Origin of the sequence: Pseudomonas sp. ICMP 3272 (assembly GCF_001466905.1) — a bacterium.
In the GTDB taxonomy this organism is placed as follows: Bacteria; Pseudomonadota; Gammaproteobacteria; order Pseudomonadales; family Pseudomonadaceae; genus Aquipseudomonas; species Aquipseudomonas amygdali.
This window is the reverse complement of sequence record NZ_LKEK01000042.1, coordinates 180,126-203,209: the sequence shown is the minus strand read 5'-3', so window position 1 is coordinate 203,209 and position 23,084 is coordinate 180,126. Positions and strand designations below refer to the sequence as shown.

The following is a 23,084-nucleotide window of genomic DNA, read 5'->3' as shown; positions in this document are numbered from 1 at the left end:
CCGTGCTGCGCAGTCAGAGCCTGCCTTGTTCGCGCAGCAATGCGCCGATTCGCTCTATCTCCAGTTCGCCCTGAATGAGCGCGGCCTTACTGGTGTGCACCGAATAGTAGCCGGTGACCAGATCATGCGGGTGCTTGACTGCCGACCCCAGCACGAAATGGGTATCGCCTTTTGCGACGAAGTCGATAGGGCGATCCGATTCCTCGAAAATCGCCAGTTCGCCAGCGCTGATCGGGCCACCTGCATCGAGGTGTCCGGTGTTGATCGCCAGCCAGGCGACGCTATGACCTGCTGGCGGCGTGTAGCGCCAGTGCTCGCCGTCTTTCAGCTTTACGGCCAGATAATTCATGCCCTGTGGTGCAGGTATGCTGCTTTGTGCTGCACCGTAACGCCCCAGCAGCACCTTTGCCGGGCCTTGCTGGGCTACCTGGGACGCCGCCAGATAAACGCTGTTTGCGGGGCCGTTCTCTTGCGCTGCGGGCAGGGCTATCCATAGCTGGAAGCCTGTAATCGGCGCATCGCTGACCGGCTGGGCGTCATGCCACACGCCATTGCCTGCGCTCATCCATTCCACACCGCCATTGGGCAATATGCCTGATTTACCGGTGGTGTCTTCGTAGGCCAGTTCGCCTTCGATCATATAGGTCAGCGTTGCAATCCCTGAGTGTGGGTGCATGCCGAAACCTTTTTTCCCCGGCTCGGGTTTGAAGCCGAATTGATCAAGAAATACGAAAGGCTTCAATAACTGACCCAGATCGCCCGGGCTCATCAGGCGAGTAATAGGCCCTCGGCTTTTGCCGCTGGTGCGATGGGTGATGGCGCGTGGCTGAATGTTGACGATGGTGTTCATAGCGTTGTCCTCTGGGCCTTGATGCCTGAGCACAAAGAATAAGCCTCTGTGGATTACTTGATTAGCCGGTATAGTTGGTTTGGACTCATCCATAAATAGAAGGAATCAGTCTCGTGGCGCTTGATCTCAATGATGTCGCTCTGTTTGTGCAGGTCGTGCGCAGCGGCAGCTTTGCGCAGGCGGCAAGGCACCTGGGCATGCCTTCCAATACGGTCAGCCGCAGGGTTCAGCAGTTGGAAATACAGCTGGGCACTCGATTGTTGCAGCGGTCGACACGCAAGCTGGTCCTTACCCAGGCAGGAGAAGACTTCCACGAACGCTGTGTGGGCGCTGTCGATGGTTTGATGGATGCCGCAGAGCAGCTTGTTTCAGGCCGTGAAGAGCCTGGCGGCCGACTGCGCATCGCCGCGATGGCGGATTTTTTCGATTTCTTTTCGATGGAGTGGGTGGCTGATTTTCTTGCCAAATACCCACGGGTTCAGGTGGAGTTCGTGCTCAGCGATGAGCGCGCCGACCTGATCGCTGACCGGCTGGACATCGCGTTCCGCGGCGGCCCCTTGCAGGATTCGGGCTACGTAGGGCGACAACTGATCGAAGAGGGGCATGACACTATGGTCGCCAGCCCGGCTTATATCGCTGCTCACGGCATGCCTGATTCCCTGCCGAGCCTGCACGGGCATTACTGCGTCAGCCCGGCGCATCCCGGCGGGAGCACTGTCTGGCGCTTGCTCGGGCCGGACGCGAAGATGCATGAGGTGCAGATTGCCAGCCGATTCAATGCCAACACCGCGCAGGCATTGCGTAAAGCGACCCTGGCGGGGCTCGGTATTGCGCTGTTGCCCGCGACGCTTATCCGCTCGGATCTGCGTGATGGGCGACTGGTCCAAGTACTGACGCAGTACCAGCGTACCAGTCATGGTCTGCATGTGCTTTATCCCAGTCGGCAACATCTGCCGCCTGCGGTGTCGGCATTCATAGCGTTGGTGATGGAGAAACTCAGGGACAAGGCGTTTCCCGCGCAATGAGCCGCCGTGGCGGCACATTGCATGCTCTGGGTCATTTCAATTTCGAGGTCATGTAGATCAGCCGGACCGTCGCGACGGTAATGGCTTCTGCGTCGTTCTTGATGTTTTCCAACTGATCGCTGTCCACGTTGCTGTCGCCTGCGTTTGATTCAATCAAACGGGTCACGTGGTACAGGTTCTGAGTCACTTCGTGCAGGTTGCCGTGCAAACGCGCAACAACACGGTTGAGCGGCGCGCAGGCCTGACTGTTCTGAGCCGCTACGGCGGGTGAGCCAAGGCCGGTCACCACGTAGGCTACATCTACGCCCGCATTCGAGATACTTGAAAGGTAGTCTGCCCGGGGAGAGCGAATACCATTTTCGTAGTTGCCCTGAGCGTTGGTCTCCACGCCGCCTATCGCACCCAGTGCGCTTTGCGAAAGTTTGAGGCGCAGGCGCTCCTTTTTCAGCCGTGGTCCGATCCCTGTCATCCGTTTGTCCTCGATAGACTGTCCGCTGCAAGCCAAAGGCTTGTTGCCACACATCAGGGTTAACAAGCGTTACTGGCATTGACCGATAAGGCATTCCAACAGACCCGGAAACCGAGCATTCGGGTCGATCAGGTACTAACGTGCCAGACAGACCTCGGAGTGTACGTAGGAATTAAACAGGGTGATACATTTTTGTACGGACTTGAACGCTTTTAAGCGGCGGTTTTGCAAGGCTTTCTGCAGCGATGCTGCCTGAAAACGGGAGGTCTTTAATGGACCTCCCGATAGGCTTACAGGCAGTGAGAGGCGGGCTGTGCGGTCCAGCTCGCGGCAGTGGCGGCGATCTTGTCAGCCAGTCGGGACACGGCTTTCTGGTGGGCGATAATGAGACTTTCCATGCCTTCCCCGGCCTGTTCACGAATCACGCTGCTGCAAGTCAGGCTCTTGCGCTTGCTCCCGGCGGTAGCGCCTGCATCGCGAAGCCCGAGCGTCCAGACCACATCGATCAACGCATAATTGCCAGGCATCGATTCGAAGCGGCGTACATCTGTACGGATCGAAAGCACCGGCTGATCGCTGTTTTTCGGCAGGCCAGCCATGTCGCGACTGCCGAAATGACGTTCAAGTTGCGGGGTCAGCGCATCATGAAACTCGTCGCCCAGCGGCGAGCCCCAGCGTTCGGTGTCCAGAATCGCGAGGCTGCCGTTGCCCTGGCGAACCACCAGTGGCGGCTGGTCAACCTGAACCGGCATCAGTACCGGCAGCATCTCGAACTGGAACGGCATGGGTCTGGCCGCTACGCTGCTGGCCGCGCCCATGGGCGCAATCAGGGTGTAATAGTGGGTCTGCGTCGATGTGCAGGCACCCAGGCCCAGGGCTGCGGCAAGTACCGCCAGTTTCAGGCGCAAGGTCATTGTTTTGGCTCCAGATCAATGGCTCGGGAAGAGGACGGGGCGTTGAACGAGCGTGGGGCTGCATCGCCCGTGCGACCGCGAATCAGCGATTCTGGATGGCGGCTGAGGAAGTCGGTCAATACCCGTACCGAACGAGCGGTGCGCTGCACTTCATCCAGCGCCTGGCCCAGCTGTTGACGCGCAGGCGAATCTTCAGCGAATGAATCGTTGGCGGTGCCCAGCGTTTTTTCAGCCTGCTGCAAGGTGCCACGCATCTGCGGCAGCACGCTGCTGTTCACCTGTTTGAGGGTTTTCTGCAGTTCGCTGAGGCTGCCATTCAGGTTCTTCGCAAGGTCGTCGATCGGCAGTTTGCTGAGCTTCTCGACGAACGCCTGCAATTGCTCCTGCAACTTGTCGAAGCTGCCCGGTACGGTCGGGATTTCCAGCGGACGGGCCTTGGCATTGAATGCCACTTTCGGTGCCTTTGGATCGAATTCCATGGCGATGTACAACTGGCCGGTCAACAGGTTGCCGTTGCGCACCTGAGCGCGAAGGCCATTGGCGACAAACGCTCCCAGCACTCTGGCGGATTGTTCTTCTTCATCGCCCTTGCCGCCGAGTTCCTGCAGTTTCGACTCGGCCGCACCCAGGCGCTTGGGGTAAATCACTGCGCCCACGATACCAGGGAAGGTCTTGGTCGCCGGGTCGTAATCCAGATCGACCGACACCACCTTGCCGATATTGACGCCCAGGAAGTCCACCGCTGCGTTGACCGTCAACCCGCGAAGCGACTGATTGAAGCGCATGCGGATGTAGCGTGGCTCCCCATCGGGAGGTGCCAGTGCGGTGGCCTGATCATCGAATATCTTGAACTCGGCGTTCTCATCGGCGAGTTTCGAGTCCGGGCTCCAGTTGGGCTCGCGGAAGGCAATGCCGCCGGAGATGATCGAGGTCAGCGACTGGGTATTGACCTTCACCCCTGACGCGCCAACCGTGATGTCGACCCCGCTGGCGTTCCAGAAGCGTGTGTCGGTGGTGATGTACTGATCATTTGGTGCGTTGATGAAGATCTGAATATCGACCCCGCGACCATCCTTGGACAACTCGTAGCCAACCACCTGACCGACCTGAATGCGTCGATAGTAGATCGGTGAGCCAATGTCCAGAGAGCCCAGGTCATCGGTATGCAGTTTGAAGCGCTTGCCTTTTTCACCAAAAGTGACCGGTGGCGGCGTTTCCAGACCGGTAAAGCTGGTTTTGGTCTCTTCGGAGCTGCCCGCGTCGGCACCAATGAAAGCGCCTGACAGCAACGTGTCGACGCCCGATACGCCATGTGCGCCGATGCGTGGTCGCACCACCCAGAACTGGCTGTCGATTCTCGTGAACGGCGCGGCGCTGGTGTTCAGGTCGATGCTGGCCAGTACATGAGTACGGTCTTCACTGAGGGTGATATCGGTGACCATGCCGATAATCACGTTCTTGTATTTGACCTGGGTCTTGTTGGCCTCAAGGCCTTCTGCGGTCAGGAAGCTCACGGTGATTTTAGGGCCGATGTTCATCCAGTCATGCAAGGCCATGGATACACCAATGATCGCGGCAACGATCGGCACCAGCCAGATCAGCGAGACGCGCAGGCGACGACGTTTGACTTCAGGGCGTGGCACTGAAGCAGACGGGGGGAGGGTATTGTCAGACATCTTCAACCTCTGCGTCCCAGATAAGCCGGGGATCGAAACTCATGGCGGCGAACATCGTCATCACCACTACCAAGCCAAAAAACAGAATACCGATCCGCGGCTCGATGGTGCTGAGCTCGCGAAACTGAACCAGAGACGCCACGAGGGCCACAACCAGCACATCGAGCATCGACCAGTAGCCGATCAGCTCGATGAAACGGTAAAGACGTGCGCGTTCGCGCATCGCCCAGGTGCTGCGGCGCTGACACGTGATCAGCAGCATGCCCAGCACCAGAAATTTGAGACAGGGCACCAGAACGCTGGCGACAAAGATCAGGATGGCAATGTCCCAGGAGCCGCTTTCAAAGAACTCCAGTACGCCGCTCATGATGGTGCTTTCACTGCGGTTGCCCAGCAGATTGGTGTACATCACCGGCAGCACATTGGCCGGGATATAGAAGATCAGTGCGGCAATCAGGTAGGCCCAGGTGCGGCTGATACTGTTGGGCTTGCGTTTGTGCACCGGTGAGTCGCAGCGCGGGCAGCGCGTAGCGTCCTCCTGGCAGGCGTAACCGCAGGTGTGGCACAGGCAGAGCTTGTGTTCATGGGCGAAGGGAATGCCGTTCATTGCGGCGGCACTCCCAGTTCATCCCACAACCTGCGGATGTCCTTGTTGGCGATCAGCAGAATCAGCACCATCAGCATTGCCATGGCCCACAGGCCGACGCCGGGGTGCACGTCGAGCATTCCGGACAGCTTGATGATCGCCACCAGAATACCGAGCATGCACACTTCGAGCATGCTCCACGGCCGCAGGTGTTCCAGAGCGCGCATGCAGGCCCTGAAGCCGGGGGCGATGACGCCTTTGTGCGCGTGTACCAGCACCCAGAACAGCAGAGCGATCTGTAAAAGCGGCGCAAAGATAATCGAAAGGCCGGCGACCAGCGCAATGATTGTGATCCGCCCTTGAGCAAGGGCTTCAACCGATTGCCAGAGCGTGACCTCGTTGGTCAGGCCTTTCATGCTGATGCTGATCACGGGAAACAGGTTGGCGAACACAAAAAGCATGGCCGCAGCGACGGTCAGCGCCAGTAGCTGCTCGATGGTCATTCGGTGGCCGCGACCGAGCAGTGCCTCGCAACGCAGGCAGAACGCTGCTTCACCGGGCTTCAGCGGTTGCGCTTCGTACAGCGAGTCGCAATGCTCGCAAATGATCAGGCCAGAAGAGTGTTCAGTAGGATGCACAGTGCTCATCGACGCCATTGCTGCAGAGGTAAGGGGTGAGAACGCGAAGCACGAAAAGATACCTCGTTAATGGCAGTGTGAAGCGTTTTTTTTTGTACAGTCCACGCCAACGAATCGGTACACGTCATTGACCGCGGCGGCGGTGGGTGGTTCACATGTCATAGCGCCATTATTCCATGCAGGAGCACATGCAGGAACAAGGCTGGCGAATATGTCGGCAACCGATGCCTTTGACAGTCATCTGCAAGGCATCGGTCGCCGGATTTTTTTCGGGCAGGCCTGTCCTAGAGCTTGCCGGGCTTTACGCGTTGCTTGAGGAACCCGAGCAACTGGCGGGCGGACGCTGGCACGTTGTGTTCGTCGAACGTGAGGCAGATTTCTCTGGCCTCATCCTCAATGGTGATCTCGTACTGATTCAGATCCCGCGCCTGATCATTGAACGCGCTGCTGGACTGATTCAGGCCGCTGTCACTGACCAGCCGCTGCAGTTGCTCGGCTTCTGGCTGCTCAAGGGTGGACGTATCGACTTCACAGCGTTTGACGGCACCCGCAAAGCCGCCGGATTGCACTAGACAGACCTTCATTTCAAGCACCTTTGTGGTGGTTGCACTTCGGCTAAACCTTGACCCCGACTTCCTTCCAGGCCGCTTGTACGGCTTTTTTGGCTTTTGGGCCGAAACGTGAGTCCGAGGCGATTTTTATGCTGGCTCTGGCGCAGTCGACAAACTGACTGTCAGACGCCAGCTCCAGCATCGTTTCATACCAGATTCTGCCCGCCACTTCCCAGGCATTTCCGCCCAGCGCCTTGGCAACCAGCACGAACGCCCGATTGGGGATGCCCGAATTGATGTGTACGCCGCCGCGATCCTTGGCGCCAGTGTACAGGTCGGCCATCGTTGCCGGTTGCGGGTCATCGCCCAGGTCTGGATCGTTGGAGTAGGCGGTGCCCGGTTTTTCCATGTCGCGAATGCCCCGTCGTGTAGGGGCAGGAACTAACAATTCCTTGCCGACTACCCAGTCCGATTCGGCGGCGCTGGTGCCCTGTTTCCATTGACGCACCAGCATGCCGAAGACATCGGCGAAATGCTCGTTGAGTGCTCCGGATTGTCCGCGGTAGTCCAGGTTCGAGGTGAAACTCTGCACCCCGTGGGTCAGTTCATGGCCTATTACTTCCAGGCTGCCGGTGAAGCGCTTGAAGACCAGATCATCACCGTCGCCATACGCCATCTGGCTGCCATTCCAGTAGGCGTTGCTCAGCGGTACGTGGTCGCCATTGAAGTCCACCTCGGCGACGTGCACCGTAGACACCAGCGACATGCCACTGTCGTCCAGCGAATTGCGCTCGAACAGTTCCGCGTAGAAATCGTAGACATCGCCGGAACCGTCGTAGGCTTCATCGGTTGCCTTGTCGCCAGTCGGGGCTTGGCCCTCCTTGCGAGCCACAGCGCCGGGAAGATCGTCGGTTCCCTTGGCATCGTGAATCACGCGGTGCTTTCGACCGTCAGGCGATTTGATCGCGTGCATGGAGGGCATGGTTCGGGCTGAAAGTCTTGATGCCAGGAACGCCGAGCTGCTCGTCAGATTGGCAATGGCCCGGGCGCTGACCAGAGTCTTGGGGGACTGCGCCATACGCTCGAGCATATAAGGCGGAATGAAGCAATGCAGGGGGTTACGGTCGTCGCACATGATGAACTCCTGTTCTAATGCACCAACGGCGGCAAGCCATCGGTCAACATGGTCGCAGGCGTTTGACACTTCATGTTGCGTTTATATGCAAAGAAATAGCTGATCACATGACCAGTGATCGCAAAAAATATAACTGATTGTTGCGAGAACAGCGCATGGCCAGTGCCCAATGCCCTTTGGCCGGGCATGCGACACCTCGACACAGTCCATCAACGGGCGTTGCGGGAATGTTAGACTCGCGCCACTTCAGACGAGGAGCAGACCTACGTGCGCAAGACGGTAATGATGATAGTGGTACTGGCTCTGGCCGGATGCGATGCAGGCAGCTCGCGTGCGCCCGCCAGGGAAAAAGCCCAGGATGCGGCTCTTACTGCTCCGGTCTCCACGCCACAGTGGTTCATTCAGATGAATTCGCGCGAGGCGGTGAGCGATACCAGCGCCTGGCTGCTGGAACGCAGCTACGCCCCCGTCATCGTGGATATCGACGGTAAACAGCAATTATTGATCGGACCTTATGAAAGCCAGGCCCAGGCCGAGGAACAGCGCGTGTTGTTGCAGGCCAAAGTGAGCAAATCCCACCGGTTTGCCGAGCCGTCGGTGGTACAGCACGCCCGCTTAAGGTAATTCATCAGACCTACACCATCGTTGCAGCAGCATCAGGCATTGCGGGCCCGTGTCCAGGCCCGCGATGCGTCTCATCAGCGGCTGTCGATCAACGACGACCCAGCAGCAGGCCGACTACCAGGCCGAAGCCTGCAGAAATAGCCACGGTTTGCCACGGGTGACCACCGATGTAGGTTTCGGTCGCTTCAACGACTGGTTTGGTGCGGTCGCGCACGCTGGCCATCGAATCCAGTGCCTGCTTCAGCTTGAGGCTCAGTTGTGCGCGCAGTGTTTCTGCTTCTTCGCCAACCAGCGCAGCGCTTTCCTTGAGCAATTTGTCGGATTCTTCGATCAGTGCCTGCAGGTCACTGAATGCCTGATCCTTGATTTGATCGGCAGCTTGTTGAGCAGGGGTCTTACGAGCCATGGGTATCTTCCTTTCAAGTGATGGCAACAGTGATCAATGGAGTCTCGCGCATCCTGAAAAGTTGCAATTGCTTGAATGACCCGACGCAAGACTCTGCAGGTAACGCCCCTTACGGGTGTAAGATGCAGCCGTTTTTAGCCGTAGGTGACTGTGATGAGTTTCAATCTGGCCAATCGGCCGCTCCCCGAACGTACCGCTCTTGAAGACGAGAAATCCCGTTTGTTCGACCTCTGGCAGAGCAATCTGGGCAAGGCCAAGAGTGAGGCTGCACGCTTGATGGGCGAGCGCGCCAAGCGCAAGGGCAAGTGGTCCGAATGGGTACGTTCCGAACTGGACACGATGAGCCCGCCGGAATACGCCAACATGGTTCGCAGTGAAGTGAATCGTCTGGTGGCGGCGAGCAAGTAGCCCGCGACAGCGACCCTCGCATTTGGCGGTGATCGTTGCTCGTGCCAGCGTTGGCATGACGGTTACAAACTTCCGTTCCTCATGCACTTGCATGGGAATGCCTTGCATGCCGGGCTGACCAGGCCTTTTGAGAACATTGATGGCCCAAGCCAGCGCAAGATTCACCCAGGGCAGCGTAGCGCGCCACATCGTCGTCACCGCCAGTACCAGTGCCTTGAGCCTGTTTGCGGTTTTTCTCGTCGACATACTGACGCTGGTCTATGTCTCGATGCTGCATGACCCTGTGCTTCTGGCTGCGGTCGGCATCGCCAAGGTGCTGATTTTTTTCAACAGCGCGCTGGTGACCGGCGTGATCATCGCTGCGACTTCGGTATTGTCGGAACGCATCGGTCATCGTGCGGTGAAGTCCATCCCTCGATTGACCGGCAGCCTCATGCTGATGGTAGTCACGGTCGCCGCTCTGGCGTCTGTCACGCAGTTGGCGCTGGTGGTGCCGATTACCCACTGGCTGGGGGCCGAGGCGGCCACTTACGAGGCGGCGCGCAGTTTCATCTGGCTGACACTGCCTTTTACCGTGCTACAGGCCGTGATGCAGATGTCGGCGCAGATGCTCAGAACCACCGGTGATAACCGTCGGGCGCTGGCAGTGGTGCTCTCAGCGGCCGCCACGCTGGCGGTCGCAGACCCGCTGTTCATCTTTGTGCTGGACCTGGGGCTGAACGGCGCAGGCATCGCCTTTGCCATATCGGCAGCGGTGTCCGCTTCCATCGGCCTGTATTGGGTGCGCAGCCGCATAGGGATGGTCTTCACACGCAATCTGAAACTGCTGCGCCTGCATGCCGTGCGTACCTTCAGGCTTGCGCTTCCTGCCATGGCGGCGAATCTGGCGACACCGGTCGGTTTGGCTTATCTTGTCGCCTCGCTTTCGGCATTCGGCACCTCCGCCCTGGCCGCCATGGCAGTGCTGGATCGGGTCCTGCAGTTTTCGTATTGCGCCTTTTTTGCTTTGCCCGGCGCGCTTGCCCCGGTGCTTGGCCAGAATATTGGTGCGAACCGCGATGATCGCGTACGTTCTGCGGTCATCTTTACCCGGCGGCTGGTGGTCTGTTACGGGCTGGTAGTCTGGTTGATGCTGGTGCTGTGTAGCGGCATGATTGCCGATCTCTACCAGCTAGGAGCCGAGGCCCGCGCTGTGTTCATGGCCTTTTGCTTGTGGGGCGGCGGCCTCTGGGTTTTGATTGGTCTGGATTTCGTCGCCATCGCCGTATTCATAACCATGAACAAGTCATGGTGGGTGGCGGTGTTTGCCTGGCTCAGGGCAACAGCGGGTACAGTGCCCTTCGTATTCGCCGGTATTCACTGGTTCGGCAGCAGTGGTGCATTGCCTGGCATGTTTACCGGTAATGCGATCATTGCGCTGATCTCCATCACCACAGCTTCACTGACAGCGAAGCGGTTTTTTACCAGCAGGGCCCCGGTTACCAGCATCGGGGTACATTGAATCAAGGCGTTATCAGGTTTTTATGGTTATCGAAGAATCAGGGAATGAATCCGAAGAAACAGCTGCGCCCAAGCGCCGCCGTGCGCCCAAGGGTGACATGCGCAGAAAGGCCTTGCTGGATGCCGCCACGGTTGTTTTCGCCAGGGACGGCTATTCGAGTGCATCAATGCGCGAGGTTGCATTGCTTGCCGGCATCACCACCGTCGGCCTGCTGCACCATTTCCCCAACAAGGAAGCCTTGCTCGCTGCGTTGCTGGAGCGCAGGGATCAGCGGGTTACGTCACGCTTTCAGGATCTGGTGACCGAACCGACGCTTGAAGGGTTTCTGAAATTTCTGAAGCTGAGCATGAGCTTCAGTATCGAGAATGCCGACGAGTGTCAGGCGGCACTGCTGATGAATACCGAGAGCCTGTCGAGGTCGCATCCCGCATGGGAATGGCATCGCGAGCGATTCCAGCTGACCCATGAGCATGCACGCGGCCATTTGCAGGCGTTGATAGAGGCGGGGGAAGTGCGTGCCGACATCAATGTCAAAGCCCTGGCCCAGGAAATCTTCTCGGTCATGGACGGTTTGCAGATTCAGTGGCTGAGAAGCCCGCAAGACGTCGACGTCATGGCGGTTTTTGATATCTACGTTCAGCGTCTGGGCAGGGATATCAAGGCTCATCCCTGAGCCTTGACGGGGTGCATCAGTAAGTCTGTGCCGCGCTGACCTGTACTGCCTTGCGCAGTGGCAGTGGCAGCGGGTTGCTGTCACGGGTGGTCAGTTTTTCCGGGTACAGGGTGATCAGCGTCCTGTTGAGGGTCAGGTTCTCCGAGTCTGCACCCACGAGAATCTTGAACTTCCCGGCGTCCACGTCCCAGCTTGCCGTCTTGTCGACGTAGTAGGCCAGGGAGCGGGAGTCTATCGGTACGCTGACAGTCTTGCTCTCGCCGGGTTGCAGGTACACCTTGGTGAAGCCCTTGAGCTCTTTCTCCGGACGGTCCACCGCAGGTTTGACCGGCTGCACATACAGCTGTGCCACTTCGAAGCCTGCCTTGTCACCCGTATTGGTCACGGTGAATTTAACGTCGATTGTCGAGCCCGGCGTCAGCACGTTGGTCGACAGTTTCAGGTCGCTGTAGCTGAACGTGGTGTAGGACAGGCCATAACCGAACGGGTAGAGCGGCTTGGCGTGTTTCTTGTCATAGCCGCGATAACCCATGTACAGGCCTTCGCTGTAGGTCATTTCGGTCAACGGGTTGCTGCCGCGATAGGCAGCCGGATCCGGATAGGAGGCGTAGCTTGGGTTATCCTCGATTTTTTTGTCGATCGTGACCGGCAACTTGCCCGACGGGTTGACCTTGCCATAGAGGATCTCGGCCAGCGCCTGACCGCCTTGCTGGCCCGGGAACCAGGCTTGCAGCGTAGCGCCCACCTTGTTTGCCCAAGGCTGCATGTTGGCCACGCCGCCGCCGTGCATGACGACGATGGTGTTGGGGTTGGCCTTGGCAACGAAGCTGATCAGCTCAGCCTGTTGATCGGGCAGATCGAAACCGTGGTCAGAGCCTTCGCCTTCGTTCTCAGACGTGTTCCCTGTAGCAACCACGACTGCATCGTATTTCGACAGGTCTTTTGGCGGACGCAACGACGCCCAGCTCATCTGCACGCCCGTCAGGCTACCCAGCACAGGGATAAAGTTGCCTTGTACACGCTGATATTCCAGCTTCACGCTGTAGGTCTTGCCAGCCGACAATGCTGCGGTTTTCCCCGACGTTGTCAGCGCGTTCACGACGTCACCGGAGTAAGGCACGCCATCGCTCTGCAGAACGAGTTCATCGTTGACCCACAGTTTGTAAGGGCCGTCTGCTCGCACCTTGAACACCTGAGCGCCCGAGACGGTTGGTTTGATGGTGGTGGTAAACCGCGCCGAGAATGCCCCGGGTGACGGGCTGAAGCCAGACACCGCAGTACTGCCTGCGTTGGTGACGTTGCTGCCGGTGGTCCAGTTCAGGTTCAAGCCTGGTTCCACGCGCGTCAGCACCGGGTCGCCGGAAAAACTGGTGTTGGAGAAGTACTCGGCTTTTACCCCGACGTTGCTGATTCCGTTGTCGCCGGTTGCTGGCTGATACCACACCGAACTGGCCGGATTCAGGCTCATTTCCGAAAGGTAGGTGACATCGGAGCTGCTGGACGCCAGTTGCTGCAGGCCGCTCAGCTCGGTTACATAGCTGTTGGGCGGCGAGTTCGCAGTGCCAAAAGGAGATGCAGGGACATCGTGGGCCCAGTTGCCAATCACAGCGATTTTCGCCGAGCGCGCCAGCGGCAGCAACGGTTTGCCCGCAGCGGTGTTTTCGTTGCGCAGCAATACGATGGATTCGCGCGCGGTATTCAGCGCAGCACGCATGCCGTACTCGGGATGCTCCAGGGTCTTGGCGGTGTTGAGGTTTTCCTGGAGGTCGTAGCTGACGATGGCGCGCAGGTTACGTTTGACCTTGTCGTCGATCACGTTCTGGGTCAGTTGCCCGCTCCACAGGTAAGGCAGCAGTTTGGCTTCGGTAAACTGCAGGCCGGATGGCATGTCGATGTCAGTACCGGCCCATGCGCCCTTGAACGCATCGTGAATGGCGTTGAAATCACTGATGACCATGCCCTGATAGCCCCATTCGCCCTTGAGCACTTCAGTGATCAGGTGATGGTTTTCACAGGCATAGTCGCCGTTGACCTTGTTGAAACCGCACATGATCGAGGCGACATTGGCGTTCTTCACCATCGACTCGAAGCCCGGCAGGTACAGTTCACGCAGGGTGCGCTCATCGACCTTGATGTCGACTGCCTGACGATTGGCTTCCTGCTCGTTGGCCAGGTAGTGCTTGCCGCTGGCCTGGATGCCCTGGGCCTGAATGCCGTTGACAATGGCCGGTGCCAGTACCGCGCCGAGGAACGGGTCCTCACCGCTGACATATTCTGCCGAACGACCGTTGTAGGGCGTGCGGTACAGGTTGACGCCTGGCGACAGCATCTGCTGGCCGCCGGAAATCCGTGTCTCATAAGCGATGGCCAGGCCGAATTCCTTGGCCCGGTTGATGCTCCAGGTCGCTGCCAGCGCAGACTGCGAAGGGTATTGCGCGCCGAACGTGGCGTTGTTGACGTGTACCCCCATGGACGAGTCATACGCCACGGTGCCCTTGATGCCCCACTTGAGCAGGGACGGGATCATGTGGCCGTCGTCGACGCGGGTGAAGTTGATCTTTTCCGACTGGTTCATGTTGTCGAGAATCGAGCTGACGCGCGCTTCGACTTCGTTGCCGGTCGCCGGGGTCACGGCGGCGAGTGCCAGGTTGGCCTGCATGACGCTGAACGTCAGCAGACTCAGGCCCAGGGTCTGTTTGAAAGCTGACAAGGCAAGTGTCCTTCCGGTCGATGTGATCGGTTGATTGAGGTTGTTCATGGTCGTTGTGCCTGGGCAGGGGCGTCGTCAGTGTCCACCGGCGCTTCGAGCAGGGACGACGAACTCTGTTGTTGAGCCGGGTTGATCTTGTCGGCGCCTGATAACTGGTCGCGCTTGGCTTCCACCTGCGTCCGGATCTTTTGATCGGACACAGCGGTATTTGTGCTGGAAGTTGAGTCCGCTGACAGTGCGCAGACACTGTGCGCGCACAAAAGTACTGCACTGAAAACAGACAGCATGGTTCTAGTCATCGATTGCATCTCGATTAATGGTTTGCAGGAGAAAACAGACGGCTGTCGCAATGACACATCGCTTGGCTGAACAGTAAGTCCAGCGAGACAGTAAAAAGTTCACCGGTGGATAAAGTATTACTAACCCTGTTTTTATTAAATGATGTCAGTTGGCCTTCATAAGAATTTTCTTGAGGAAAAGCAAGTGGGTTGACGATTTTTATAGGGATAAATAGCTATTTTGTCGTTTAAACTGGTTTTATTGGTTAGAAATATCATGATTTTTAGGTTTTAATTGCTTTTTAATAAACCTAACTGTCGTTAGGTTTAGTGATCTGGTAAGCTTTGCAATCTAACGCTTTTGCGTGCGTCAAACATAAGCGACTTATAGTCTGTTCAGGTCGTTCCTATAAACTATTGATGGGCTCAATGGTTGTTTTTTAATGCGTTTCAATAAATAGAGTGTTCTGCGAAGTGCGCAAGAAATGACGCTTTGTGAACAGCTTTATTTAGAGTTAAGCGTGTATTGTGCAGGTCGGGAAGAACGGTATCGGGTGTCCACTGTTTTGCGCGTCAGGCTTCATTACGTTAAAGGCAAATGCGGTGAGTTACGAATGTCCACGCGTTGACCTCGCGATCTTGAGCATCGTCAAGCGATCGTGCTCGAACAAACCTCAAAAACTTACGTTTGGTCAGATCTACCGGGAGCTGGTGCGCGCGTACGCTCGTGCGCCGGCCATCCACGTTTGTATTGGAGCGGTCGACACGCTGGTCAGGGAGGGGCTTCTGATCTCGGCAAGAGTCCTGGAGCCCGATCAGTCATTTCCTTATACCCAGCACATCATCAGCGGCCTGACCGAGATCGGCGCAGCCTCGCTTGCCAGCTGTGAAGACCCTGTAGTCAATCAGCGCAGTGTCACTCGCTATACGGCAGCGAGAGATAGTACTGGCCCAGTTCGGTCAGCTTGCCCTCAGCGTCCAGCAAGCTGGAAAAGTGCGGGTCCGGGTTCATCCGGCCGGTGAACCACGCGTACCTGAACACGTCCGGGCGCTGTTCAAGCGTGGCGACCATCTCGGCCATCTGCTGCTTCTGCTTTTCGACCGTATCAATCTGCGCACCGTCATCCAGGGCGTGCCAATTGGCAAACTCGGTTACCCAGAAGGGTTTTCCGTACTTCGACAGCCGGTCAAGCATTCCCGGTAAACCATAGTCGTACCAGTGAAAAGCCAGGTAATCGATGCGCGGGTCCCGATTCTGATTCATTGATCTATAGGCTGTGTAGAAGGCATCGAGCCACACCACCGGGTCGCCGTAGCCCGGCATGGTTCCCCAGTTCATCGCTGGCCCCACCAGTTTCACGCCGGTTTGAGCCGCGATCTGTTCCAGCCTCGGCCAGAAGCTGGCCGCCGCTTCGGGCGTCATGTTGGCCTGGTCGAGCAGATTCGGCTCATTGATCACCAGCAAATAGCGGATGGCGGGATGGGCCAGCAGGTATTGCTTCAACTGACCGTCGTCAACGTTGCCGTTCCATACCATCGGGATGAAATCCACACCGTACATCGACGCATAATCGTACGACGCCAGCCGGTCATGGGGTCTGGGACTCCAGTTGTACCACCAGCTCACGCCCGAAGATAACGCACTCAGGTCGGCGGGCAGGGCGACGTCGTAGGCAATGCCGCGCTTGGCGCTTTTTTCTGCAGCCCATGTCGGTGCCGTGCACAGGCTGAGCATCAGCATCACAAGGGCCAGAAAGGTCGGGAAAAAGCGTGCTGACGGGTTCTGCGGAGTCATTGGCAAATCTTCCTTGAGGGTGGGGAGACGCAGGGCATGCGCAGCAGTCAGCCAGCAGAAAGCATGCCATCTGTATCTTCCCGTTTACCCTGCCAGAACCCGGACAGGCATTGCCACCCATAATCACTTGTTACCAGGGATCTCCCTCGGCCTGGCGCAAATCCAGCGTGCCGCTGTCACTGAAACGCATCGTGCCGAACAGGCCGCCAGCCAGTTTGCCGCGAAGCGTATAGGGCAGATTGTCCAGACGCTGGCTCTGACTGAGCCCCAGCGCCTGGCGCAAGGCGGCGAACGCCGACACGCTGACCGGCACCACCAGCACTGCCTCGGAGAAGCGTCCTACGGTGCCTTTCTGGTTGCTCACACCAGAGGCGAGCAGCTTGCCGTTCACGTCCAGATCCAACGCCACACCGGTGTAGTTGATCTCGGTTTCGTTCGGGTTCTGCACCCGCAATGTGACCGCCATGCGCAGTTCAAGTCCTTGCCCGGGGACGGGTTCGATACCGACGACGTTGATCGTCAGCGGGTCTCGATGGGGGATGAGTGCACACGCGCTCAGACCAAGGATAAGCAGGCCTGAGAGCAGGGCGCGGATCGGGCGTAGCGACATTCGTGTGCTCCAGCGTCGGGTTCAGTCATCTTCAGACCTCGTCTGCCATGAGAGATTCGTCCTGTCGGGCGCAATGCCGGGATACCCGCTAATCTGCCTCTGTTTCAACCATTGCGTCCGCAAGGCAGCAGGTTGATGATTCGACCGTTCCTATAAAAACAAGACTGGAGATAATCATGTCCATCGAAAGGACACCCCTTCATCAAGACCCAGTGGTCATTGTCAGTGCTGCGCGCACGCCCATGGGCGGTTTTCAGGGTGATCTGCAGAGCCTCAGTGCCACAGAACTGGGTTCGATCGCCATCCGCGCAGCCGTCGAGCGGGCAGGCATTGAAAGTGCAGACGTGCAGCATGTGCTGTTTGGTTGTGTGCTGCCGGCGGGCCTCGGTCAAGCGCCCGCTCGACAAGCTGCACTGGGGGCCGGGCTAGGCAATGCGACGTTGTGCAGCACGGTCAACAAGATGTGCGGTTCTGGTATGCAGACCGCAATCATGGCCCATGACCTGTTGATGGCAGACAGCACGGCAGTGGTAGTGGCTGGCGGCATGGAGAGCATGTCCAATGCACCTTACCTGCTGGACCGCGCGCGCAATGGCTACCGCATGGGGCACGGCAAGGTGCTGGACCATATGTTTCTTGACGGCCTTGAGGATGCCTATGAACCGGGCCGGTTGATGGGTACTTTCGCCGAAGACTGCGCCGGGTTGAACGGTTTCAGTCGCGAGGCGCAGGATGCCTTCGCTCTGGCGTCACTGGCCCGCGCGCAGGAGGCCATTGCTGACGGTCATTTCGACGCCGAAATCGTTCCGGTGCAGGTCACCGTGGGTAAAGAGTCCAGGCAGATCATTCACGATGAACAACCGCCCAAGGCGCGTCCGGACAAGATCCCGACGCTCAAACCCGCTTTTCGCGAGGGTGGTACGGTTACGGCAGCCAACTCCAGCTCAATTTCCGATGGCGCCGCAGCACTGCTGTTGATGCGTCAGTCCGAAGCGCAGCTGCGAGGGTTGCGGCCCTTGGCGGTGTTTTACGCACACGCGGCATTTGCCGACCAGCCGGGCCTGTTTCCAACCGCACCGATAGGTGCCATTCAGCGTCTGCTGAGCAAGACAGGCTGGGCGCTTGACGACGTCGATCTGTTCGAGATCAACGAAGCGTTTGCAGTTGTGCCGCTGGTAGCGATGAGTGAGCTGGGCCTTGCGCACGAGAAGGTCAACGTCAACGGCGGGGCGTGCGCGCTGGGGCATCCGATAGGCGCTTCGGGCGCGCGGATCATTGTGACGTTGTTGGCGGCCCTGCAGCGCAGGCAGCTCAAGCGCGGGATGGCGGCTATTTGTATCGGTGGTGGAGAGGCCACTGCTGTCGCCATAGAAATCATTGATTAGGTAATTTATTCAAAGGCTTACGAGTTTTTGTAAATGTAGATTCTAGATTTTATGGCTGTGCGCGGTTATTAATTTAAAAGGATATTTATCAATGTCTTACGAGACAATTCTAAGTGAGATTATAGGTAAGGTTGGCGTGATCACGCTGAACCGTCCCAAGGCACTGAATGCATTGAATGCTCAATTGATTGACGAGCTGAACCATGCACTCGACCAGTTCGAAGCAGACAGTACCATCGGCTGCATCGTGCTGACCGGTTCGGAAAAAGCCTTTGCTGCCGGTGCAGATATCAAGGAAATGGTCGACCTGTCCTACCCGCAGATCTACCTTGACGACCTGTTTCGTGAAAGTGATCGGGTGGCCGCGCGGCGCAAACCCATCGTGGCCGCAGTGGCCGGTTTTGCGTTGGGTGGCGGTTGTGAGCTGGCGTTGATGTGCGATTTCATTCTGGCGGCTGAAAACGCCAGATTCGGGCAGCCGGAGATCAATCTCGGTGTATTGCCGGGCATGGGCGGGACGCAGCGTCTGACTCGCGCCGTCGGCAAGGCCAAAGCCATGGAAATGTGCCTGACCGGTCGCCTGATCGATGCTCACGAAGCCGAACGTGCCGGGCTGGTTGCGCGGGTAGTGCCACTTGAACAGTTGCTGCCGGAAGCCCTCGCGGTAGCGGCGGTGATCGCCGGCAAGTCCCTGCCGGTGGCGATGATGGTCAAGGAGAGCGTCAACCGCGCGTTCGAGGTCAGTCTGGCCGAAGGCATCCGGTTCGAGCGCCGGGTGTTTCACGCAGCCTTCGCCAGTCACGATCAGAAGGAGGGCATGAACGCGTTTATCGACAAGCGCCAGCCGGATTTCAAGGACTGCTGATCTACGCGACCCAGAATCTGGATGTGCTGTGCATCAATGTGCAGCTCTGCCGTCTGCCCGCGAACAATCAACTCGCTGTCTGTTGTAATGCGCAGGTGCTGGCCGCTCGCAAGACGAATGCAATCGGCTGGTTCTGCAGACAGGTCGCCGTGCCACAGACTGTCTTGCGACGCGTGTTCAGCTGGTGACAGGGCTGCGCAGATGACCGGGCGCTCGGGATTATTGTCCAGGTAACGGACCAGTACGCGTGAGCCAGGCAGCAACTGATGAATCTCGCGGCAGGCGACCAGCGCCATCGCCCAGCGCGGGTTGGGGCGGTCTGCGTGGTGTTGCGCTTGCCAGTCGAAACGAACCGGTCGGTAGCCGGGCTGTTCTGCGTACGTGTCGCTGTCTTGCAGCGTGGCTATATGATCACCTGTGGCGGCCGGTCGAGAATGTCTGGCTGAAGGGCGAAACGGCATCGCCCAGGGGATGGCCTTGAAACGGTTACCATAGCCATTGCCTGATAGCTGTGCGGCTGCGGGCGATGTGCGCTGCTCGTCGGTGAGGATGCGCAGGATTGCCAAGGCATCATGGGCGGCGGCACCTCTGAGCACCTGTAATTGCCGACCCGCGTGCAGCACTTCGGTCAGCAACCATTGATCGTTAAGCAATGGCTCCGGGTGATCAAGCACCTGTATGACTTCGCCACTGCGCAAGCCAGACCGGTTGCTGCGCCCGCCGACGTCGCGCCGTTCACAGCGCAAGCGCTCCAGCTCGCGCATGCCGCGCTGGCGACTCAGCGCCTCTTCCTGGCTGATTGGGCCGCGAACGCCTGACGGTTGAAATGCATGATTGGCTGCGGGCGTTGTGGCGTTCTCGTCGTGCTTTGACGAGGGAGGCTGCGTCTGTTTCAGGCCTGGAGCGGGTTGTCGCGAAACGTCTGGAAGCGTCAGTACTTCTGCCATGTGCAAGAGCGTCCCGGTCGATGTGCCTGACTGTTCCTGGGGCTTGAAGCGAAAGGGTACGGGCTGTGCCGGAAAGCTTGCAGAGTCATCCGAGAACACCAGCCGATGGCCGCTCTGACGATGTTCGAAACGGAAATGAATGCCTTCTTCTTCGCACAGGCGTTGCAGCAGGTGCAGATCGCTTTCTTCGTACTGGATATGCAGCGGTCTGGTCGGGTAAAGACCGTTCATGTGTTCGAAGCGGTAAGCGTTTGCGCCAATACCGTGTGTTTCAAGCAACTGAGCGATCAACTGAGGAGGCGCAATATCCTGATAGATGCGCCGGTGCCGATGGGCTGCAAGCTTGCCAAGGCTGGGCATCAGGATCAGGTGATAAAGGCTCACGCGAGCCCCACTGTGGATTCGGGCCGCATGGCAGATCTGGCCATGCACGCCGCTGCGACGCTCACCGAACCTCAAAAACGCTTCTCGGTGCAGCAGGCTGCGCATATCCAGAAGAGGGTCGCCGATCAGCCAGATGTCGAAGCGATACGCTTCATTGAGAGCGTCACGGCCGGTGAAGCTGATGACATGCAGATCCGTCTGGCAGCCGGTAATCGCCAGTATGATTGGCATTTGCAGGTCCTTGCGCATCTGCGGGGCTCTCTACCTTCAAAATCAGGGTGCGCAGGTTACGGAATACCTTGGCCTAAAAGCATTGCTGCAAGGTTTTTCAGAAAAAGACTACAAGCAGTGATGGAAAGCGGATGATTGCCGTCGGCCCGATTGGCAGCCATCTTGGCGAGTTCGTTCGAGCAATGTGCGCGGCGGGGGTTTCATCTGCCGTGATCGCGTATAAAATGCGCCGCGCCGGACAGGGTATTTGCCGGTGACCCTTTTTCAGCGCCTTGCCAGCGCCGCGCTCTGTCAGTCATGCAGACGCAGGCGGCGAGGTGCCTAGCGAATCAAGAGAGCAGACATGGGCGCACAGTGGAAGGTCAAGCATAAAGAAGCGGCAGCCAATGCCAAGGGACGCACGTTTGGCAAGCTGTCCAAGGAGATCATGATCGCCGCACGGGCTGGCGCAGACCCGGACATGAACTCGCGTCTGCGGCTGGTAGTGGAACAGGCCAAAAAGGCTTCGATGCCGCGCGAAACCCTGGAGCGTGCCATCAAGAAAGGCGCAGGCCTGCTGGGCGAGAGCGTCAACTTCGAGCGTCTGACCTACGAAGGCTTTGCGCCACATCGCGTGCCGGTGATCGTCGAGTGCCTGACCGATAACATCAATCGTACGGTCTCGGAAATTCGCGTGCTGTTCCGCAAGGGCCAGTTGGGTGCTGCGGGCTCGGTTTCGTGGGACTTTTTGTATCAGGGCATGATCGAGGCTGTTCCTGCAGCAGCGGATGCCGACCCGGAACTGGCGGCAATCGAAGCCGGTGCCCAGGATTTCGAGCTTGCCGAAGAGGGCGCCACGCTGTTCCTGACCGAATCCACGGACATGGATGCGGTCTGCAAGGCGCTCCCTGAGTTTGGTTTCACCGTGCAATCCGCGCAATTGGGTTATCGCCCGAAAAGCACCGTGGATGGCCTGACCGAGGAGCAGATGGCCGAAGTCGAAGCGTTTCTCGAAGCCATCGACAATCACGATGACGTGCAGAACGTTTACGTGGGTCTTGCAGGCTGATCACTGTGTAATGGAGCGCGTTATGCGCTCCATGCTTTTATCTGTAGAAGAATCTCCGCCAGTGACGGTCGTCGCTGGCAATCAGGCTGCACGCAACTCGCCTGAAGCGCCTTTAGCCCCTCGATGACGTTCTGGTTCTGCTCATCTACATCGCAGCGCTCCAGCAATTCTCCCAGCAAGATACCGAATGCCCGTGTTTCGATGCGCTCCAGCGCCTTTCCCTGTACCGCTGACGGGTGAAACGACGCCGCGCCGAAGTCGCTCAGCAGGCAGTTGCCATCCTCTTGCACAAGAATGTTGTGGCCATAAAGGTCGCCATGCGTGATGCCGTTGGCATGCAGGTGCGCAGTGGCCGACCCGATGCCTTCGGCAATACGTAACAGCACCGGCAGCGAAAAGCGCGTTTCGCGGGCATAGACATCGCGGGTACAGGATTCCAGGCTCGGCGGCCCGGCAAGATTGCCGAAGTCGGGCGCTATCAGTTCCATGACCAGGCCACGCTGTTGATCGGGATGCCCGCTGATTTGCCCGAGCACCTCGATCAGGTTGGCGTGACGGCCAGCGGCGATGCAGGCAGCCATTTCATTGAGCGGTGAGCCATCGCTGGTGACATTGCCCTTGTAGAGCTTGACCGCCGTCATTCGCTCATCGTTTACATCCTGCCATAGCGCCTGCTGAATGATCCCGGAAGCGCCTTCGCCCAGGCGCTGACCGATGCTCAACTGGTGCCACGGGATCTGACGGATCGGCTCGGCCCGGTGCTCGGCGCACAGTGGATTGTCGGCATAGGCAAGCCATGCCAGGGCAGGCAGGCTCAGCAGCCAGTCCGGCAGCTCGGTCAGGCGATTGGCCGCAATGCGGATCAGCTCCAGGTTGTGGCAATCAGCGAGGGTCGCGGGCAACGTACGCAAGCGGTTGCCAGCGAGCATGAGCTTTTGCAGGTCCGGACGGCGGCCCAGTTCATCAGGCAGGTACTCGATACAGTTATCGGTCAGTATCAGCCAGCGCAGGCGCGGCGGCAGTGCTGCGGCGCTGACCTGTTCAATGCGATTGGCCTTGAGGCCTACAATTTGCAGCTGCTGGCATTGGCCGATGCTTTCCGGCAGGTGCGTGAAGGCGTTGTCTGAAGCGAACAGCACGCGCAGCCGGGTAAGGCGGCACAGGTCGTCAGGCAGCGAAGTCAACGAGTTGCCGCTGAGGTTCAATACTTCCAGGGTGTCCGCCAGGTCGAATACCTCGACCGGGAATTCGCTCAGGCCGCAGGAAAGGTCAAGCCGTTTGATACCTGCCAGCTTGCCGGCGCGTAGATCTGCGAGGGTGTGCATGAATAGGCTCGGTCATGGATATCGTACAAGGCGCGCATCATAACGGGTGT

The 23,084-nt window shown here is 58.3% G+C and carries 23 protein-coding genes and 1 pseudogene; 9 read left to right on the top strand and 15 right to left on the bottom strand.

The features are described 5' to 3' along the window. Window positions 1-13 precede the first annotated feature (13 nt). The gene (locus AO068_RS09035) at window positions 14-850 is read right to left on the bottom strand and encodes a pirin family protein (RefSeq protein ID WP_058408185.1); all 837 of its coding nucleotides are present in this window, start codon (window positions 848-850) and stop codon (window positions 14-16) included. Between the two features lie 113 nt (window positions 851-963). Between AO068_RS09035 and AO068_RS09030 the strand changes: the two genes are divergently transcribed. Further along, window positions 964-1,875, top strand: coding sequence for a LysR family transcriptional regulator (locus tag AO068_RS09030; RefSeq protein ID WP_058408184.1), 912 nt, complete (start codon window positions 964-966; stop codon window positions 1,873-1,875). 31 nt (window positions 1,876-1,906) lie between these two features. Here the strand turns inward: AO068_RS09030 and AO068_RS09025 are convergent, their stop codons facing one another. The 7 genes from AO068_RS09025 to AO068_RS08995 all read right to left on the bottom strand — a co-directional run bounded on the left by AO068_RS09025 (window position 1,907) and on the right by AO068_RS08995 (window position 7,844). Beyond that, complete coding sequence (locus AO068_RS09025; RefSeq protein ID WP_058408183.1) at window positions 1,907-2,344, bottom strand: helix-turn-helix domain-containing protein; 438 nt, start codon at window positions 2,342-2,344, stop codon at window positions 1,907-1,909. Window positions 2,345-2,634: 290 nt separating this feature from the next. Then, window positions 2,635-3,258, bottom strand: coding sequence for a PqiC family protein (locus AO068_RS09020; protein ID WP_058402237.1), 624 nt, complete (start codon window positions 3,256-3,258; stop codon window positions 2,635-2,637). Next, on the bottom strand, window positions 3,255-4,934 hold the full coding sequence (locus tag AO068_RS09015) for a PqiB family protein (RefSeq protein WP_005745202.1): 1,680 nt from the start codon (window positions 4,932-4,934) through the stop codon (window positions 3,255-3,257). Before AO068_RS09015 ends, AO068_RS09020 begins: the two co-directional genes overlap by 4 nt. After that, on the bottom strand, window positions 4,927-5,541 hold the full coding sequence (locus AO068_RS09010; RefSeq protein WP_058408182.1) for a paraquat-inducible protein A: 615 nt from the start codon (window positions 5,539-5,541) through the stop codon (window positions 4,927-4,929). The genes AO068_RS09015 and AO068_RS09010 overlap by 8 nt, the downstream gene beginning before the upstream one ends. Beyond that, window positions 5,538-6,167 carry a paraquat-inducible protein A gene (locus AO068_RS09005; RefSeq protein ID WP_058402240.1) on the bottom strand — a complete coding sequence of 210 codons (630 nt, stop codon included), beginning with the start codon at window positions 6,165-6,167 and terminating at the stop codon, window positions 5,538-5,540. Before AO068_RS09005 ends, AO068_RS09010 begins: the two co-directional genes overlap by 4 nt. A 275-nt stretch (window positions 6,168-6,442) precedes the next feature. Next, window positions 6,443-6,742 carry a protealysin inhibitor emfourin gene (locus AO068_RS26140; protein ID WP_002553232.1) on the bottom strand — a complete coding sequence of 100 codons (300 nt, stop codon included), beginning with the start codon at window positions 6,740-6,742 and terminating at the stop codon, window positions 6,443-6,445. A 31-nt stretch (window positions 6,743-6,773) separates the two neighbouring features. Then, window positions 6,774-7,844 (bottom strand): M4 family metallopeptidase, encoded by a 1,071-nt coding sequence (locus AO068_RS08995; protein ID WP_005745200.1) that lies wholly within the window; start codon window positions 7,842-7,844, stop codon window positions 6,774-6,776. Between the two features lie 267 nt (window positions 7,845-8,111). Here AO068_RS08995 and AO068_RS08990 point away from each other — a divergent pair, with 267 nt between their 5' ends. Continuing rightward, the gene (locus AO068_RS08990) at window positions 8,112-8,468 is read left to right on the top strand and encodes a hypothetical protein (protein WP_058408180.1); all 357 of its coding nucleotides are present in this window, start codon (window positions 8,112-8,114) and stop codon (window positions 8,466-8,468) included. Between the two features lie 88 nt (window positions 8,469-8,556). Here AO068_RS08990 and AO068_RS08985 read toward each other — a convergent pair whose 3' ends face one another. Beyond that, window positions 8,557-8,874: a DUF883 family protein gene (locus tag AO068_RS08985; RefSeq protein WP_002553234.1), complete on the bottom strand. Its 318-nt coding sequence runs from the start codon at window positions 8,872-8,874 to the stop codon at window positions 8,557-8,559. Window positions 8,875-9,027: 153 nt separating this feature from the next. On the opposite strand from AO068_RS08985, the gene AO068_RS08980 reads away from it, so the two are divergent. From AO068_RS08980 to AO068_RS08970, 3 genes are all read left to right on the top strand, one after another. Further along, window positions 9,028-9,282, top strand: coding sequence for a hypothetical protein (locus AO068_RS08980; RefSeq protein ID WP_002553235.1), 255 nt, complete (start codon window positions 9,028-9,030; stop codon window positions 9,280-9,282). A gap of 139 nt (window positions 9,283-9,421) precedes the next feature. Continuing rightward, window positions 9,422-10,783, top strand: a complete 1,362-nt coding sequence (locus tag AO068_RS08975; RefSeq protein ID WP_058402243.1) for an MATE family efflux transporter — start codon at window positions 9,422-9,424, stop codon at window positions 10,781-10,783. Window positions 10,784-10,805: 22 nt separating this feature from the next. Then, window positions 10,806-11,456, top strand: coding sequence for a TetR/AcrR family transcriptional regulator (locus tag AO068_RS08970; protein WP_058408179.1), 651 nt, complete (start codon window positions 10,806-10,808; stop codon window positions 11,454-11,456). Window positions 11,457-11,472: 16 nt separating this feature from the next. On the opposite strand, the gene AO068_RS08965 is transcribed toward AO068_RS08970, so the two are convergent. Together AO068_RS08965 and AO068_RS08960 are read right to left on the bottom strand one after the other, a co-directional pair. After that, window positions 11,473-14,214, bottom strand: coding sequence for a beta-glucosidase (locus AO068_RS08965; RefSeq protein ID WP_058408178.1), 2,742 nt, complete (start codon window positions 14,212-14,214; stop codon window positions 11,473-11,475). Then, window positions 14,211-14,453, bottom strand: coding sequence for a hypothetical protein (locus tag AO068_RS08960; RefSeq protein ID WP_058408177.1), 243 nt, complete (start codon window positions 14,451-14,453; stop codon window positions 14,211-14,213). The genes AO068_RS08965 and AO068_RS08960 overlap by 4 nt, the downstream gene beginning before the upstream one ends. 552 nt (window positions 14,454-15,005) lie before the next feature. On the opposite strand from AO068_RS08960, the pseudogene AO068_RS29495 reads away from it, so the two are divergent. Next, window positions 15,006-15,323 (top strand): annotated as a pseudogene (locus AO068_RS29495) (hypothetical protein); the annotation flags it as partial. A gap of 37 nt (window positions 15,324-15,360) precedes the next feature. Here AO068_RS29495 and AO068_RS08955 read toward each other — a convergent pair. Beyond that, window positions 15,361-16,185 (bottom strand): glycoside hydrolase family protein, encoded by an 825-nt coding sequence (locus AO068_RS08955; protein WP_404944499.1) that lies wholly within the window; start codon window positions 16,183-16,185, stop codon window positions 15,361-15,363. Between the two features lie 184 nt (window positions 16,186-16,369). After that, entirely contained in the window at window positions 16,370-16,849 is a 480-nt protein-coding gene (locus tag AO068_RS08950) for an LEA type 2 family protein (protein ID WP_002553242.1), read from the bottom strand. Window positions 16,850-17,025: 176 nt separating this feature from the next. Between AO068_RS08950 and AO068_RS08945 the strand changes: the two genes are divergently transcribed. Continuing rightward, window positions 17,026-18,234: an acetyl-CoA C-acyltransferase gene (locus AO068_RS08945; RefSeq protein WP_058402247.1), complete on the top strand. Its 1,209-nt coding sequence runs from the start codon at window positions 17,026-17,028 to the stop codon at window positions 18,232-18,234. Between the two features lie 91 nt (window positions 18,235-18,325). After that, entirely contained in the window at window positions 18,326-19,099 is a 774-nt protein-coding gene (locus AO068_RS08940; RefSeq protein WP_058408176.1) for an enoyl-CoA hydratase, read from the top strand. Here the strand turns inward: AO068_RS08940 and AO068_RS08935 are convergent. After that, window positions 19,039-20,679 carry a type VI secretion system Vgr family protein gene (locus AO068_RS08935; protein WP_058408175.1) on the bottom strand — a complete coding sequence of 547 codons (1,641 nt, stop codon included), beginning with the start codon at window positions 20,677-20,679 and terminating at the stop codon, window positions 19,039-19,041. The genes AO068_RS08940 and AO068_RS08935 overlap by 61 nt on opposite strands. Before the next feature lie 325 nt (window positions 20,680-21,004). Between AO068_RS08935 and AO068_RS08930 the strand changes: the two genes are divergently transcribed. Further along, window positions 21,005-21,709, top strand: coding sequence for a YebC/PmpR family DNA-binding transcriptional regulator (locus AO068_RS08930; RefSeq protein ID WP_058408174.1), 705 nt, complete (start codon window positions 21,005-21,007; stop codon window positions 21,707-21,709). Between the two features lie 20 nt (window positions 21,710-21,729). Here AO068_RS08930 and AO068_RS08925 read toward each other — a convergent pair whose 3' ends face one another. After that, window positions 21,730-23,034 (bottom strand): leucine-rich repeat-containing protein kinase family protein, encoded by a 1,305-nt coding sequence (locus AO068_RS08925; RefSeq protein WP_058408173.1) that lies wholly within the window; start codon window positions 23,032-23,034, stop codon window positions 21,730-21,732. Between the last annotated feature and the right edge of the window lie 50 nt (window positions 23,035-23,084).

Excerpts from the sequence above, each read along its gene's own strand:
- AO068_RS09035 (WP_058408185.1), bottom strand. The coding sequence starts at position 850 with ATGAACACCATCGTCAACATTCAGCCACGCGCCATCACCCATCGCACC.
- AO068_RS09025 (WP_058408183.1), bottom strand. The coding sequence starts at position 2,344 with ATGACAGGGATCGGACCACGGCTGAAAAAGGAGCGCCTGCGCCTCAAA.
- AO068_RS09020 (WP_058402237.1), bottom strand. The coding sequence starts at position 3,258 with ATGACCTTGCGCCTGAAACTGGCGGTACTTGCCGCAGCCCTGGGCCTG.
- AO068_RS09015 (WP_005745202.1), bottom strand. The coding sequence starts at position 4,934 with ATGTCTGACAATACCCTCCCCCCGTCTGCTTCAGTGCCACGCCCTGAA.
- AO068_RS09010 (WP_058408182.1), bottom strand. The coding sequence starts at position 5,541 with ATGAACGGCATTCCCTTCGCCCATGAACACAAGCTCTGCCTGTGCCAC.
- AO068_RS09005 (WP_058402240.1), bottom strand. The coding sequence starts at position 6,167 with ATGAGCACTGTGCATCCTACTGAACACTCTTCTGGCCTGATCATTTGC.
- AO068_RS26140 (WP_002553232.1), bottom strand. The coding sequence starts at position 6,742 with ATGAAGGTCTGTCTAGTGCAATCCGGCGGCTTTGCGGGTGCCGTCAAA.
- AO068_RS08995 (WP_005745200.1), bottom strand. The coding sequence starts at position 7,844 with ATGTGCGACGACCGTAACCCCCTGCATTGCTTCATTCCGCCTTATATG.
- AO068_RS08985 (WP_002553234.1), bottom strand. The coding sequence starts at position 8,874 with ATGGCTCGTAAGACCCCTGCTCAACAAGCTGCCGATCAAATCAAGGAT.
- AO068_RS08980 (WP_002553235.1), top strand. The coding sequence starts at position 9,028 with ATGAGTTTCAATCTGGCCAATCGGCCGCTCCCCGAACGTACCGCTCTT.
- AO068_RS08975 (WP_058402243.1), top strand. The coding sequence starts at position 9,422 with ATGGCCCAAGCCAGCGCAAGATTCACCCAGGGCAGCGTAGCGCGCCAC.
- AO068_RS08970 (WP_058408179.1), top strand. The coding sequence starts at position 10,806 with ATGGTTATCGAAGAATCAGGGAATGAATCCGAAGAAACAGCTGCGCCC.
- AO068_RS08965 (WP_058408178.1), bottom strand. The coding sequence starts at position 14,214 with ATGAACAACCTCAATCAACCGATCACATCGACCGGAAGGACACTTGCC.
- AO068_RS08960 (WP_058408177.1), bottom strand. The coding sequence starts at position 14,453 with ATGCTGTCTGTTTTCAGTGCAGTACTTTTGTGCGCGCACAGTGTCTGC.
- AO068_RS08955 (WP_404944499.1), bottom strand. The coding sequence starts at position 16,185 with ATGCTGATGCTCAGCCTGTGCACGGCACCGACATGGGCTGCAGAAAAA.
- AO068_RS08950 (WP_002553242.1), bottom strand. The coding sequence starts at position 16,849 with ATGTCGCTACGCCCGATCCGCGCCCTGCTCTCAGGCCTGCTTATCCTT.
- AO068_RS08945 (WP_058402247.1), top strand. The coding sequence starts at position 17,026 with ATGTCCATCGAAAGGACACCCCTTCATCAAGACCCAGTGGTCATTGTC.
- AO068_RS08940 (WP_058408176.1), top strand. The coding sequence starts at position 18,326 with ATGTCTTACGAGACAATTCTAAGTGAGATTATAGGTAAGGTTGGCGTG.
- AO068_RS08935 (WP_058408175.1), bottom strand. The coding sequence starts at position 20,679 with ATGCGCAAGGACCTGCAAATGCCAATCATACTGGCGATTACCGGCTGC.
- AO068_RS08930 (WP_058408174.1), top strand. The coding sequence starts at position 21,005 with ATGGGCGCACAGTGGAAGGTCAAGCATAAAGAAGCGGCAGCCAATGCC.
- AO068_RS08925 (WP_058408173.1), bottom strand. The coding sequence starts at position 23,034 with ATGCACACCCTCGCAGATCTACGCGCCGGCAAGCTGGCAGGTATCAAA.